At 57.2% G+C, this 13531-nt stretch carries 12 protein-coding genes; 8 read left to right on the top strand and 4 right to left on the bottom strand.

Annotated elements, in window-relative coordinates:
- Positions 1–195 precede the first annotated feature (195 nt).
- The 3 genes from ACVWXC_RS03320 (at position 196) to ACVWXC_RS03310 (ending at position 5074) form a co-directional block, all read left to right on the top strand.
- Positions 196–2190 (top strand): ABC transporter ATP-binding protein/permease, encoded by a 1995-nt coding sequence (locus ACVWXC_RS03320; RefSeq protein WP_457391142.1) that lies wholly within the window; start codon positions 196–198, stop codon positions 2188–2190.
- 168 nt (positions 2191–2358) lie between these two features.
- Positions 2359–4137, top strand: a complete 1779-nt coding sequence (locus ACVWXC_RS03315) for an NADPH-dependent assimilatory sulfite reductase hemoprotein subunit (protein ID WP_457391144.1) — start codon at positions 2359–2361, stop codon at positions 4135–4137.
- A 115-nt stretch (positions 4138–4252) separates the two neighbouring features.
- Positions 4253–5074 carry a tetratricopeptide repeat protein gene (locus tag ACVWXC_RS03310; RefSeq protein WP_099835590.1) on the top strand — a complete coding sequence of 274 codons (822 nt, stop codon included), beginning with the start codon at positions 4253–4255 and terminating at the stop codon, positions 5072–5074.
- A 15-nt stretch (positions 5075–5089) separates the two neighbouring features.
- On the opposite strand, the gene ACVWXC_RS03305 is transcribed toward ACVWXC_RS03310, so the two are convergent.
- Positions 5090–5350, bottom strand: coding sequence for an STAS domain-containing protein (locus ACVWXC_RS03305; RefSeq protein ID WP_168174244.1), 261 nt, complete (start codon positions 5348–5350; stop codon positions 5090–5092).
- A gap of 191 nt (positions 5351–5541) precedes the next feature.
- Here ACVWXC_RS03305 and ACVWXC_RS03300 point away from each other — a divergent pair, with 191 nt between their 5' ends.
- The gene (locus tag ACVWXC_RS03300; protein ID WP_049749723.1) at positions 5542–6729 is read left to right on the top strand and encodes a glycosyltransferase family 2 protein; all 1188 of its coding nucleotides are present in this window, start codon (positions 5542–5544) and stop codon (positions 6727–6729) included.
- A gap of 9 nt (positions 6730–6738) precedes the next feature.
- Here ACVWXC_RS03300 and ACVWXC_RS03295 read toward each other — a convergent pair whose 3' ends face one another.
- Both ACVWXC_RS03295 and ACVWXC_RS03290 read right to left on the bottom strand, forming a co-directional pair.
- Positions 6739–7689: a DNA adenine methylase gene (locus tag ACVWXC_RS03295; RefSeq protein ID WP_011429841.1), complete on the bottom strand. Its 951-nt coding sequence runs from the start codon at positions 7687–7689 to the stop codon at positions 6739–6741.
- Between the two features lie 73 nt (positions 7690–7762).
- Entirely contained in the window at positions 7763–7966 is a 204-nt protein-coding gene (locus tag ACVWXC_RS03290; protein WP_346426103.1) for a PD-(D/E)XK nuclease superfamily protein, read from the bottom strand.
- A gap of 1282 nt (positions 7967–9248) precedes the next feature.
- Here ACVWXC_RS03290 and ACVWXC_RS03285 point away from each other — a divergent pair.
- The 3 genes from ACVWXC_RS03285 to ACVWXC_RS03275 all read left to right on the top strand — a co-directional run bounded on the left by ACVWXC_RS03285 (position 9249) and on the right by ACVWXC_RS03275 (position 12499).
- Entirely contained in the window at positions 9249–9944 is a 696-nt protein-coding gene (locus ACVWXC_RS03285) for a type 1 glutamine amidotransferase (protein WP_457391158.1), read from the top strand.
- 76 nt (positions 9945–10020) lie between these two features.
- Positions 10021–11430 (top strand): UDP-N-acetylmuramoyl-L-alanine--D-glutamate ligase, encoded by a 1410-nt coding sequence (gene murD, locus ACVWXC_RS03280; protein WP_457391148.1) that lies wholly within the window; start codon positions 10021–10023, stop codon positions 11428–11430.
- Positions 11375–12499 carry an FtsW/RodA/SpoVE family cell cycle protein gene (locus ACVWXC_RS03275; protein WP_049749724.1) on the top strand — a complete coding sequence of 375 codons (1125 nt, stop codon included), beginning with the start codon at positions 11375–11377 and terminating at the stop codon, positions 12497–12499. The genes murD and ACVWXC_RS03275 overlap by 56 nt, the downstream gene beginning before the upstream one ends.
- Before the next feature lie 14 nt (positions 12500–12513).
- Here ACVWXC_RS03275 and ACVWXC_RS03270 read toward each other — a convergent pair whose 3' ends face one another.
- Complete coding sequence (locus ACVWXC_RS03270) at positions 12514–12891, bottom strand: hypothetical protein (protein ID WP_457391150.1); 378 nt, start codon at positions 12889–12891, stop codon at positions 12514–12516.
- A 332-nt stretch (positions 12892–13223) separates the two neighbouring features.
- On the opposite strand from ACVWXC_RS03270, the gene ACVWXC_RS03265 reads away from it, so the two are divergent.
- On the top strand, positions 13224–13531 hold a 308-nt coding region (locus tag ACVWXC_RS03265; protein ID WP_143597138.1), incomplete at its 3' end, for a helix-turn-helix domain-containing protein.

Here is a 13531-nt window from a genome sequence, read left to right as displayed (position 1 = left end):
ACAAGCGCATGCTCGTGCATAAGATCTGGCTGGATATAAGGATTTATGGAGCCAGATCGGAAATGTTCCAGAGTAGGCAACGGGGCTCTTCCTCAGATTCCCGATGGATTGGCTCCTGTTGGACAGAGATGCGGATCCCTGACCTGCTAGCCTGAAAAATATCAATACCCCGCGCTCTTGCCGACAACCGCAACCATGGAATCCCAAGCCGCCCAATTTAACTTCGACCGCCAACTCTGGGATCGCTTTATCAGCGTAGCGCAACCCTACTTCTACCCGCCGGTGCGCTACGGGGGCTGGATCTTCTTCGGCTTGCTAGCAGCATCCATGGTGTTTGTGGTTGCCCTCATGTTTTTTGTCGAGATTGGGGTAACCCTGGTTGGACAGGCTCTTTTTCCAGAGTTCTTCCGCACCCTAGCAGCAGGCTTGGTCGAGCAAACAGAGAGGAATTTAGCCTCGCCGGTGCTATGGGTGGCCGCAGCCAGTTTGGCCCTGAGCAGCCTGGCCTTTGGGCTGGTGTGGCGCCAGATTTGCCGCCGTTGGCTGCAATGGGTGCTGCTGACCTTTTTGCTGTTCCTGTCGCTAACGGTAAACCGGCTGAACGTGATGATCAGCTTTATCTTCCGGTTTATCGACACGGCTCTGCAGCAAAAAGAAGAGAGCACCTTCTGGCAATTTTTGATCATCTATGGCGTGCTGATCATCTCCGCCATCCCCATTTTGGTTATTTACCGATATACACGGCTAAAGCTGGCCCTGTTTTGGCGGGAATGGCTGACCGACTACTTTCTGGATCGCTACTTTGATCGGCGGGCCTACTACGAGCTGGATTCCAACGCCGCTAACACAGAGATCGATAACCCTGACCAGCGCATCTCGGAAGATGTACGCTCCTTTACCGGCACCACTCTTTCTTTTTTGTTGGATATTCTTGACTCCATCCTCACCCTCTACGCCTTTACTGGGATTCTCTACAGCATTTCCCGACCCCTAGCGGTGGGGCTGGTTATCTATGCTACCATCGGCACCGGGATCGCCATTTTGGCCGGCCGCAAGCTGATTAAAATTAACTTCGATCAACTGCGCTACGAGGCCGACTTCCGCTACAGCCTAGTCCACGTGCGGGACAACGCCGAGTCCATTGCTTTTTACCAAGGGGAAGACCTGGAGCTGAGACAGATCTTGAACCGCTTTGCTGCCGCCTTGCGCAACTTTAATTTGCTGATCATCTGGCAGGCCATTATCGACATTTTTCAGTACGCCTATAACTATTTCACTCGCATTGTGCCCTACGTAATTGTGGCCCCCCTTTACTTTAGCGGCGTGCGCGATTTCGGCACCATTACCCAGGCTACCATCGCCTTTAGCCAGGTGCTGAGCGCCCTTTCGATTGTGGCCAACCAGATCCAGAGCATCTCCAGCTTTGCCGCCGGGATCAACCGCCTGGGATCCTTTTACGAAGCTTTGGAGAATCCTGCCCTGCGCCAGCTGCGCCCTCGAGAAAGTACCATCCAAACCCGCATTGCTCCCCAACTGGCCCTGCAGCAGGTGACTTTGCTAACGCCTAATTCGGAACGAACCCTGGTGCGGGATTTGTCCTTGACTTTAGAGGCGGGCCAACGGCTGCTGATTGTGGGAGCCAGCGGCAGCGGCAAGAGCTCCCTCCTGCGGGCCATTGCCGGCCTGTGGAACAACGGCCAGGGATCCATTGCCCGCCCCGATACCACCGAGATGCTCTTCCTGCCGCAAAAGCCCTACATGCTGCTGGGATCCCTGCGGGATCAACTGCTCTACCCGGGCCGCCGCCGGGATCTTAGCGACGCAGATCTCCTCCGGGTTTTGGCCCAGGTGAACCTGGCCGATTTGCCGGAGCGGGTGGGCGGCTTCGACGTGGAGAAAGATTGGGCTAGCACCCTCTCTTTGGGCGAACAGCAGCGCTTGGCCTTTGCCCGCATTTTGATTACTCAGCCCCGCTACGCCATTTTGGACGAGGCCACCAGCGCCCTGGATGTGGCCAACGAAAAGCTGCTCTACCTGCAACTGCAGCACCTCAACACCACCTACGTCAGTGTCGGCCACCGACCCACTCTCCTGGCCTACCACGATCTGGTCTTGGAGCTGCAGGGCAACGCTGCTTGGAAGCTCTGGTCGGCGGCAGACTACGGCGCCCGCCTGGCGCTGGCCGGCTAGAGATGCTGCCGCAGCTCTCAATCTGCGGCGGCACCCCTCACCCCCATCCTCTCTCCCTCTGGGAGAGGGGGGCAGGCTGTTCTAACCCCAACCCACAGAACTGGACGCGACCCAGGGGAGATGCTACCCTGTTTCACAGGTATTCCGACCGGATTACTGGAGAATCACATGACTCCCTTTGCCGCCTCTGAGGCCAAGCGCTCCAAGGTGGAGCAGATCAAAGCAGATAGCCACTTCCTGCGGGATCCCTTGCGGCAGGAGCTGGCCCAGGACACCACCCACTTCAGCGAGGCGGCGGTGCAGGTGCTCAAGTTTCACGGCGCCTATCAGCAAGACGACCGGGATCTGCGGCAGCAGCGGAAGCAGGAAGGTCTGGAGCGGGCCTACCAGATGATGTTGCGCACCCGCATTCCAGGGGGGCATGTGCCGCCACAGCTTTACTTGACCCTGGATCGGCTGGCGGAGGAGTACGGCAACGGCACTTTGCGGGCCACCACCCGGCAGACCTTTCAATTACACGGGATCTTGAAGCAAAACCTCAAGGCCACCATTGGCAGCATCATCCGGCAGATGGGATCCACCCTGGCTGCCTGTGGAGATGTCAACCGCAACATCACGGCGCCGGCTGCCCCCTACAAGAACCGGCCTGCCTACCGCTATGCCCAGGAGTATGCCCGCAAACTGGCAGATCTCCTGGCGCCGAAGACCTCTGCCTACTACGAGCTGTGGGTGGATGGGGAGCCAGTTCCCATCCCGCCGGTGGATCCGGAAGTCCGGGAAGCCGAGCAGTTTGTCGGCAATGGGGTAAGGCTGGAAGGGCCGGAGCCTCTGTATGGCCCAGTCTACTTGCCCCGCAAGTTCAAGACCGCCATCACCGTGGCTGGAGAGAACACGGTCGATATCTACGCCCAGGATCTGGGCCTAATTGTGCTCACCGACCGCAAGGGCAACCTCAAGGGCTTCAACATCGTGGTGGGCGGCGGCATGGGGCGCACCCACGGCAAGGAGGAGACCCAACCCCTTTTGGCCCAGAAACTCTGCTTTGCCCCGCCGGAAGCGGTGTACCGGATTTGCCAGGCGGTTTTGGCGGTGCAGCGGGATCACGGCAACCGCTACGACCGCAAGCAGGCGCGGCTGAAGTATCTGGTGCGCGACTGGGGGATCCGCAAGTTTCGCCGCGTGGTCGAGCAGTACCTGGGGGAAAAGCTATTGCCCTTCCGACGGATGCCCAAGTTTGTCCCCAATAGCGACGACTACCTGGGCTGGCACGAGCAGGGGGATGGCCGTTGGTTTTTGGGCCTCTCCATTGAAAATGGCCGCATCCAGGATACGCCGGAGCGGCAGCTGAAAACGGCCCTGCGCAAGATTGTGGAGGAATTTTCCCTGCACCTGCGGCTTACCCCCACGCAGGACGTGATCTTCATCGACATCGAGGAGGGCCAGCGAGAGGCCATTAACCAGATCCTCAAGTCCCACGGGGTGCTCTCCAAAGAGGAGATCCCGGAGCTGGTGCGGCTTTCCATGGCCTGTCCGGCGCTGCCCACCTGTGGCTTGGCCATTACCGAGTCGGAGCGGGCCCTGCCCACCCTGATCCGCCAGTTGGATCAGGTGTTGCGGGAGCTAGATCTGCAGGATTCGCCCTTTTTGGTGCGCATGACCGGCTGTCCCAATGGCTGTGCCCGCCCCTACTTGGCAGAGCTGGGACTGGTGGGATCCGCTCCCGATCACTACCAGATTTGGCTGGGGGCCAGCCCGCAAGGGGATCGCCTGGCTCAGCCGTTTCAGGATCGGGTGCACATCAGCCAAATTGTGCCTTTGATGAGGATTCTCCTGCAGCTCTACAAACAGGAGCGCCACCCCCAAGAGCGCTTTGGCGACTACTGCCACCGGGTGGGGATCCCCTACCTACAGGCCCAGGTGCAGCGGCTCCAGCAGGTTCAAAGCTAAGGGGACTGCCCCTCCCTTCCTCACTGAGGGCAAAGTGGGTCACTGGTTCAGGAGGCTGCTAGGCTTCCAGGGGAGCGAATGATAGAGTACAAAGAGGTTTTGTGCGAGCCCCTTCATGCCTCAGTCCAAACCTGACGAACCTTTCGTCCGCAAGGTCTTCAAAGCGCTGGTGCTGGTGGTCGGCGCAGCGATGTTCCTAAGCTTCTCCTTTGGCCCCATCCTCCAGGCGCTGGGGCCTTCGGACTCGCAAGACACCGCCAACTTGGTTACTGAGCAACTGCGGGCCCAGGCGGACGGCTACCGGGCTGTGCTGGAACGGGAGCCGGATAACCCCATCGCCCTGCGGGGGTTGATCGACACGCAACTGCAGCTCAACGAGCCGCAAGGGGCCATCGAGCCGCTGAAGAAGCTGGTGGAACTGGAGCCGGAAAATCGGCAACTGCGAGCTTTTTTGGCCCAGATTCAGCAAGATACAGGGGATCTGGAAGGGGCATTAGAGCAGCTCCAGATCCTTCACGAGAAGGATCCCAAAGATAGCCAAGTCCTGCAGGAGCTGGCCGACGTTCAACTAGCGCTGGGCCGCCCTTCTCAAGCCATTGAACTACTGGAGAACTATCTGAAGGAAGTCCCGGAAGATAACGATGTCCGTCTGCGCTTGGCCTTTATCTACGTCCGCAATAACCAGACGGAAAAGGCTGTCGCCCTCTACGACGAGATGATTGCGGCGGATCCCAGCGACTTTGCGCCCGTGTTGGGCAAAGCAATAGCCCTTAGCTCCGCCACCGATGAAAACCTACGGGCAAAAGCCCCGGAGCTATTTGAGCAAGCAGCCCGCCTGGCCCCACCCAAGCTGCGGGAGCAGATCCGGCAAGAGGCCGAGCTCTCTGCCCAAAGAAACCAGCCTCAGGCTGTTGAGAGCCAGGAGACTGCTCCCTGAGGAGAGTCGTCCCCCTCAAGACTCGGAGACCTCCTTGAGGGCCGCTTCCACCGAGGGATAGATCTCGAAGAGGGAATCTAGGTGGGTAACCTTGAGAACCAGCTTCGCTTGTTCTCCCAGGCTGCAGAGCTTGAGAGGACAGCCGGCAGCGGAACAGAGGCGTCTTGCCCACACCAAAGCCGACACCCCCCTACTGTCGATCAGCGGAACCTGACTTAGATCCAGCAAGAGATGTCTTGGTTTCTCGGCGAGAACCGTGCCCAGCTCTTGGCGCACCAGAACCGGATCCAGCTTTCCTGGCGGAAGCTTGACGAGGGTAACAAGGGATCCCTTGGGGCTGAGCCGGGTGGAAAGATTAACAAAAGGCTGAGAAAGTCAAGGGCGGGAGCCACATTGATTCTGAACCAAAGCCGCCGGGTTGGGTTCCGCCGGGCAACTTTTATTTGAGATGTGGGAAGGTAGCTCTAATGGATACGCACGGGATCCCGGATTGGTTGGGGGATGCGGCTGCCCTGGGTTTGTTGGCCCTGCAGATGCCGATGGCGGCGGTGTTGCTGGCGCGGCTGCTGCCCTCTTTGTGGCGCCCTTCCCCTCTGCCCCCTGGCCAAGCGGGGATCCCCTTCCCGACGGGCCTGGTCAGCGTCTTGCTGCCCACCCTCAACGAGGCCGAGCGCCTGGATCCCTGTCTGGAAGGGCTGCACCGCCAGGGAGCGGTTGTGCGCGAAGTTCTGGTGGTGGATAGCCGCTCCCAGGATGGCACCCGCGAAAAAGTGCTGCAAATGGCCGCGCGGGATCCCCGCTTTCGCCTCGTTACCGACGATCCCCTGCCCAGCGGCTGGGTCGGTCGCCCTTGGGCGTTGCACTATGGATTTCTCCAGTCGGATCCCGCCTCTGAGTGGATCTTGGGCATTGATGCCGACACCCGCCCCCAGCCGGGCCTGGTGGAGCGGCTGCTGGAAACTGCCCAGGCCAAAAAGCTGGATCTCATCACCCTGGCGCCGCAGTTTATCCTGCAGCACTGGGGGGAAGGCTGGCTGCAGCCAGCTCTTTTGACAACCCTGATCTACCGCTATGGGGCGGCAGGGGAGACTCCCCACTTGCCGGAGCGGACGATGGCCAATGGGCAGTGTATGTTGGTGCGCCGCTCGGTGCTGGAAGCCATGAACGGCTATACCCTGGCGCGGGCCTCCTTTTGCGACGATGTCACCCTGGTGCGGCAGATCGCGGCAGCCGGCTTTAAAGTAGCTTTTTGCGACGGTCGGCACCTGCTCAAGGTGCGCATGTACACCTCTTTGGCCGAAACTTGGCGGGAGTGGGGCCGATCCCTGGATTTGAAAGACGCCACCCCCAGGGCCCAACTGTGGGGGGATATGGCCCTGCTGGTGCTTACCCAAGGGATCCCACTCTTGGCAGTGGGGGGGCTGGGGATCAAGGCCGGGCTGGGGTTCCCCTTTTCCCTAACAGAGCAAGTGTTGTTGGGGCTCAACCTGGGCTTGCTGGCCCTGCGACTGGGGGTGCTGATGGGCATTCGCGGCTCTTATCAGGATCCCCCCTGGACGTTTTGGGCTTCGCCGCTGGCGGATCCCTTGGCTGTCCTGCGGGTGATCTTGTCAGCCCTCAGCCGCCCCCGCTCTTGGCGCGGGCGCACCTACTAGTCGACTGCCTCAGGATCTCACCTGCCCCGCGAAGCGCAGCGGAGTGACAGCAGGCGCAAGCGAGTGTTGGGTGGCCCTCAAATAAGGCAACCCCTGATCGAGTAAGCCTAGCTGCACCGCTCTTTCAACAGGGTAGTTTGTGATCACTAGCTCCGTGATTTTGCCTCGTTTTGTCCCCTTGCAGTTGATAGCCCGGTTTGCTTGAACTTCATCAATAGCAAAGAAGGGCATAGCGTACAAAGAGCGAATGATTGCGGTGTCAGAATTAGAAAGCATGATGTACACCTTATTCTTGCTTAAGTCAATGCAAATGTCTCGTAATCGCTCTTGATCCTCTAGGCCGAAGCCACTGGCATGATAGGAGGTAAAGTTTGATGTTTGCGAGACAGGAACGTAAGGCGGGTCGAAATACACCCAGTCGCCTGGCTTGGCCCTCTCAACAACCGTATCAAATGGCACGCACAAAATTTCAACATTTTGTAGAGCAAGGGATGCAGCTAAAAGATTGTCCTTGTCTAGATACTTTGGAGCTTTATATCGCCCAAAAGGAACATTGAACTTTCCTTGCCGATTGACGCGATACAAACCATTATAGCCTGTCTTGTTCAGGTAAATCATGCGCGCTGCTCGTCCTACAAGACCCATTGACCAAGGATCTTTCTCTCGAATCTGGTAATAAAAACTTTCATTGTGTGGAAATTCGGAGAGTAGTTGAATAACTTCCCAAACATGATCGCGAATAGCCAGGTAAGTATCTATCAGCTCAGCGTTGATATCGGAAAGGATCGCCTGTTTGATTTTGCATTCTCTATACAGGCGAAAGAAAAGCGCGCCACTCCCAACAAAAGGCTCGTGGTAAGTTCTGAAATAGACCGGCATCCGCTCTAATAGGGCGTCTGTCAGTTGTGTCTTGCCACCGGCCCATTTTAGAAAAGGTCGCGGAAGAAGCAAATCGCTCATGTTACAATCCAAAATACAAACGTAACCAATCTTCTAAATCGCTGAACCAAACCACTTTCTCAGTAGACATCAGTTATCCTTGCATGTTCTTTGAAAACCCTTCGCCGTCAATTACCTCGATCCCTGGAATAGGCCAGTGCTCCATATCTTGAATGGTTGCAGGGATCTTCTCTTCCGCTGTGCCTGACGTCGCCTGAAACTTACACTCCACTCCCAGTCGCTTGCCGCTTTTTTCATCGCTAATGACCACATCAATATACCGCTGTTGCCCCCACAGCCTTCGTGCTGGTCTTCAATCCAAGAGATTGTGCCAGAGCAACAACTCGCTGCTTTAATTCGTCACCACTTTTAGGCGCTGTTCTTTTTCCTGACATAGAGAAAACTCCTCACAGACAATCAGCTTCGTTTGTTTTCACCACCCCTGCGCTCTCCCATCGCCACCCAACTCCCGAAGCTTTGCGGCTAGGCGCTGCTGTTCCTGACGGACTTGGGCGAGGGCTGCTACTGCCGCTCCTGCCCTACTTGTTCAATTCCCCCAGAAGCAAATTCCCGTCGGCAGTCCACCACTGCAAGTAGGTGGCTGTGGTTTCTACTTTTTGTCGGTGCCACACCCTCAAGAACCAGCCGATCTCCGGAGTCCAGTAGCAGTGGTTTTCATCTGCTGTTGCAGAAGCACATAGCAACCTTAATACAGATTAGTGATCGGGGGCAAGATGGATTTAATGCAGGGGCTCGTGGATTTCGTAGACAGCAACCCCGATCTCCGAGAGCTGGGGCAAGCCTTAGCTGTCAAAACAACACTCCAAGGCCATACTCACCCCTAGGTCTGTGACGTGTTGCAAGTGTCACCAAGCTTTATCAGCAACCGGAACTTATACTCCCAAACCAAGGAGCTGCTGGACTTGCTCTAGCTTATCGAGGCTCAAAGCCCTATCTCTCTCCCGAATAAAAAGCTGCTGCTATTGCGATGAGCTGAAGGAAAGTTTAGAAGAGGCAGTCCCAGAAGAATGAGGAAGCAGTTGCTCAAAAAAAGAGATACGGCATAAGGCAAAAGAGTAGAAGCTCCTGATGGACAAGGGGGAGCTAACAGTGTTTATGGTAGATGAGCGTCACCCGCTATGAGGTTACCTTTGTGGATAGAGGTGGGGGGTAAAGGAGAACAGATTGCGGCCGATATTAAGAATATCAGGGGGAGGCGAAGTTACTTTGGGGCATTAGATTATGACAAGAGAGAGTTTCTGTTGCAAGTATATAATAAGGCAGATTCTCAAAGCATGAGAGCGTTTATAGAGTACTTAAGACTTGAGAAAAAAGAACAAAGGATAGCGATTTTTTGGGATGGGTCGGACTATCGTTGCTGTAAATAGGTTAGGGCGTATTTAGAAGAAGTGAGCCAGAGGTTAAGAGAAGAGGAGTGGCCAGTCAGGTGCATTCTTTTTGTTCCTTATACAACGGAACAGAATTTTGATTTTCCTATCATGAATATCTTAGGAATGCTACGATCAGCAGGGAAGTTACAGGAGCTATGCTATGCTGGGGTGTTAGTCATCGAAATCAGCATGCGTGTCCATTACTTACAACATGTGCCCTTTGAAGGTCTGGGCTATATAGAGTCCTGGCTCAAAGCCAAGGAATACCCTGTAACGGGCACAAGGTTTTTTGAATCGACGAGATTGCCGAGCCTAGATGAATTTGACATGCTCATCGTCATGGGTGGCCCCATGAGTGCCAATGACGAAAGTGCATTTCCTTGGCTAGGTCAGGAGAAGGAGTTTATCCGCAATGCCATCGAGGCCGGCAAGTCCATTTTGGGCATCTGTCTGGGGGCGCAACTGATTGCCAGCGCAATGGGTAGCCGAGTGTTTCCAAATCGTGTTAAGGAAATAGGCTGGTGGCCGGTACGAGGGGTACAGCCCCCTGATGAGCTAACCTTTCGCTTCCCGCCCTCGATTGAGGTTTTTCACTGGCACGGGGAAACCTTCGAGCTGCCCTCTGGTGCAATTCACCTTGCCAAGAGCGAAGGCTGTGAGAACCAGGCCTTTCAGCTTGGACGCTCAGTGATCGGCCTCCAGTTTCACTTGGAAACCACGCCAGAATTGGTGCAAGGGCTTGTCTCCCACTGCCGCAACGAACTGTTGCCATCTACCTATGTGCAGTCGGAAGCAGAGATCCTCTCAGCCTCCCCTGAGAAGTACCAAGCCATAAACCGTCTAATGGGCGAGGTTCTCTCCTTTCTCTGTCGCTCCGATCCCTAGGCCCCGCGCTGCGCTCTAGAGAGCGGCCAAAGCCGTAAGATGCAGATCTGCAAGCCAAAGTTCCAAGAGGATAGACGTGGGCCATCAGGTTTTGGGACTGGGGATCGCGGGTTGGTCGGCTGCACGGCTGCTGCGGGCCCAGGGAAAAGAGGTGTGGGTCTGGGACGAGCAGGATTCGGAGCTCTTGCGGCAACGGCAGGCGGAGCTGGAACGGGAAGGGATCCCTGTCCACTTGGGCCAGCCTTTTCAACTGCTGCCGGGAGTGAAGCAGGTGGTGGTCAGCCCGGGCATTGCCTGGGATCACCCGCTGCTGCAAGAGGCGCGGCGGCAAGGGATCGAGGTGGTGGGAGAGGCGGAGCTGGCCTGGCCGTTTCTTGAGCACCTGCCTTGGGTGGGGATCACGGGCACCAACGGCAAAAGCACCACCACGGCCCTGGTGGCGGAGATGTTCAAGGCGGCAGGGCTCGAAGGGATCCCCTGCGGCAACATCGGCTTACCTCTGTCGCAAGTGGCTCTAGAAACCTGGCAAGGGCGGCGGCAGCCGGCTTGGATCGTGGCAGAGCTGAGCAGCTACCAACTAGAAGCCAGCCACCACCTGATGCAGAGCTCCCCCGGCAGCCCGCCCCGCATTGGGGTGTGGACAACTTTCACCCCCGATCACCTAGAGCGGCACGGCACCCTGGAGCGCTACGCCGGCTTTAAGGCGCGGCTGCTGCAGCGGGCCCAGTGGCGGGTGGTCAACGGCGAGGATCCCTACCTCTTTCGCCGCCGGCAGGACTGGGAAAACACCTACTGGGTTTCGCTGCAAGATCCGCAAGCGGATGTTTTCCTGCGGGGGAGCACTCTTTACATCCAGGGAGAAGCGGTAGCCGAGCTGGAGGATTTTGCCGAGCGCTGCCCAGGCTCGCACAACTTGCAGAACCTGCTCCTAGCGGCAGCGGCTGCTCATCTGGCCGGGATCCCCAACACTGCCATTCAAGGAGCCATCCGCTCTTTTGCCGGCATGCCCCATCGCCTGGAGCGGGTAGCCCAAATCCAGGTGGGATCCACCCCCATCCGCTTTGTCAACGACAGCAAAGCCACCAACTACGAGGCCGGCTGGGTGGCCCTCAACGCCCTCTCCCCGCCCATCATCCTCATTGCCGGTGGAAGGGCCAAACAGGGGGACCCCTCAGCCTGGCTGCGGCTTATTCAGGCTAAGGTGGCCCGCGTGTTGCTGATTGGGGAGGCTGCCCCTGCCCTGGCCCAGGCCCTCCAGGAGATCCGCTATACTGACCTCGAGATCCTGCCAACGCTAGATGTGGCGGTGGAAAGGGCTTTTGTAGCTGCTTGCTCCCTAGCGCAAGCCCTGGACAATCCGGCCCAGCCCATCACCGTCTTGCTCTCGCCTGCTTGTGCCAGCTTTGACCAGTACTCCAGCTTTGAGCACCGTGGCCACCACTTCCGCGCCTGCTGCCAAGCCCTTGTGGGATCCCTGGAATGCTGAAGCCCGCTGGCTGCGCTGGCTGACGCTGGTCTGGTTGGGGATGGGACTAGCGATGCTGTTTTCCGCCTCCTACCCGGTGGCGCAGCAGACTACCGGCGATGGCCTCTATTTCTTTAAGCGCCAGGTGCTCTGGTCAGGGCTGGGGCTGGTCTGCTTCACCATCCTAGTGCGCATCCCCTTGCAGCGCTGGTTCCCCTGGGCCGGAATCCTCTGCCTGCTGGGCATTGGCTTGGTCTGGGCCACCCACGTGCCAGGGCTGGGGGTTTCCCGCCTGGATGCCAGCCGCTGGTTGGATCTAAAGGTGATCCCGATTATTCAGCCTGCGGAATTGCTCAAGCCCCTGTTGGTGCTGCAGGGATCCTGGGTGTTTGGCCGTTGGTTTTACCATCCCCTCTGGTTTCGCGGCGTCTGGGTCGGGCTCTTTGCTTTAGCGCTGCTGGGGATCCTCATCCAGCCCAACTTGGGTACCACCGCCATCTGCGGCCTTACCCTCTGGGTCATGGCCTGGACGGCTGGGCTCCCCCTTTTTACCCTCTTGGCTACCGCGGGACTGGGGATCTTGGCGGCTGGGGTGAGCATTCTCAGCAAAGACTACCAGCGGCGGCGCATCTTAGCCTTTTTGGATCCCTGGGGGAATGCTCAGGGGGACGGCTACCAGTTGGTGCAGAGCCTTTTGGCTATTGGCTCAGGTGGCTGGTGGGGCAAAGGCTATGGTCTTTCCCTACAAAAGCTGTTCTACCTGCCCATCCAGTACACGGACTTCATCTTTGCTGTGTATGCAGAAGAGTTTGGCCTGGTGGGATCCCTTTTCTTCCTGGGGCTATTGAGCGCCTACACCTGGGTCAGCTTGCGGGTTATGCGGCGCTGTCTCGACCTGCCTGCCCGGCTGGTGGTCTGCGGCTGTCTGATGTTTTTGGTAGGGCAGGCACTGCTGAATATCGGCGTGGTCAGCGGCCTACTGCCGACTACAGGGGTGCCCTTGCCCCTGTTTAGCTACGGCGGCAGCTCGATCCTGGCGGGGCTGATCATGGCGGGGCTGTTGGTCCGGGCCGCCCGCGAGGTGGGCTAAGGCCTGTAAGCTTCTCACTCAGCAGCCAGTAGATAAAGACTTGGGGGTTCAGAGGGGATCAATCGGTAGGGATCCGCCTGGTTAAGCTCTCGACAGAGGTGAGCAAAAGACTGGAGACCTTCAAGGCGCTCGGTGAGCTCGCTGAGGGTATCTAGGTATTCGGCTAAAGCAGCTTGGGAAAGGTGCCAAGACTTGTCCAGCTCCTGGAAATAGGTCATCTGGAACTCGACGGAGAGGTTCTTTTCTCTGAGGAAGCGCTGCTCCGGCGTAAGGGCTCGGTCGAAGGGAGAAAGACGAGCAATGCGCTGGATGCGCTCGCTAGAGATGCGGCCAGCGAAGCCAGAAGCCTTGTACGTATAGGCCGTCCGGAGCTGAGGCCGATCTGCTGGCAAGAGAGCTGCACACCACCTTTCGCTCAGTTCCCGGAAACGAGGGACCTCGAAGTTTAGGACATCAACAGCATCTTGAAGGTACCCATGTTTAAGCAGAAGCTGGGATTCCGCCGCTAGGGAAACCGCCCAACCCTTGAGAGCAATATCGCTGAGCAATAGGCAGTGGACCTGGCGCTCAACAGGGATCTGATGGGCTTGGTCAGAGAAAAAAATTCGGATATTTCCTGTCCTTCCTCGATGCTGTTCTCGAGGTTAAGTAGCCACGACCTCAGCTCCTTACAGCCTTTTAATTAAAATAGGGTACAGGTATTCAAGAGGAAGGAGAGAAAGGAATGCCGACTCATTCTTTGGATTTGCGGCAAAGAGTTGTAGCAGCCTACCAGGCAGGTAACACCTCCATCCGCCAGGTAGCTAAACGCTTCATGGTTACCAAAAGAACAGTACACCGCTGGGTGCGTCAGTACCAACAAACTCAAGATTTAGCCCCTAAGAAAGCAGGCACCAAGCGAGTGGGCATTTTGGAACAACATCGGCAGGAAGTGATGGCAATTATTACAGAACACCCAGACTTCTACCTGTGGCAGTATCAAGAACTGTTGCGCGAGCGCTTAGGAATCAATGTAAGCATCGTCACGATACA

Source organism: Thermostichus sp. OS-CIW-20 (assembly GCF_054061455.1).
This window is presented reverse-complemented; position numbering and strand designations above follow the sequence as displayed.

Bases quoted from the DNA above. Each gene is read 5' to 3' on its own strand.
- ACVWXC_RS03310 (WP_099835590.1), top strand. From the start codon at position 4,253: ATGCCTCAGTCCAAACCTGACGAACCTTTCGTCCGCAAGGTCTTCAAA.
- ACVWXC_RS03295 (WP_011429841.1), bottom strand. From the start codon at position 7,689: ATGAGCGATTTGCTTCTTCCGCGACCTTTTCTAAAATGGGCCGGTGGC.
- ACVWXC_RS03315 (WP_457391144.1), top strand. From the start codon at position 2,359: ATGACTCCCTTTGCCGCCTCTGAGGCCAAGCGCTCCAAGGTGGAGCAG.
- ACVWXC_RS03300 (WP_049749723.1), top strand. From the start codon at position 5,542: ATGGATACGCACGGGATCCCGGATTGGTTGGGGGATGCGGCTGCCCTG.
- ACVWXC_RS03320 (WP_457391142.1), top strand. From the start codon at position 196: ATGGAATCCCAAGCCGCCCAATTTAACTTCGACCGCCAACTCTGGGAT.
- ACVWXC_RS03285 (WP_457391158.1), top strand. From the start codon at position 9,249: ATGCGTGTCCATTACTTACAACATGTGCCCTTTGAAGGTCTGGGCTAT.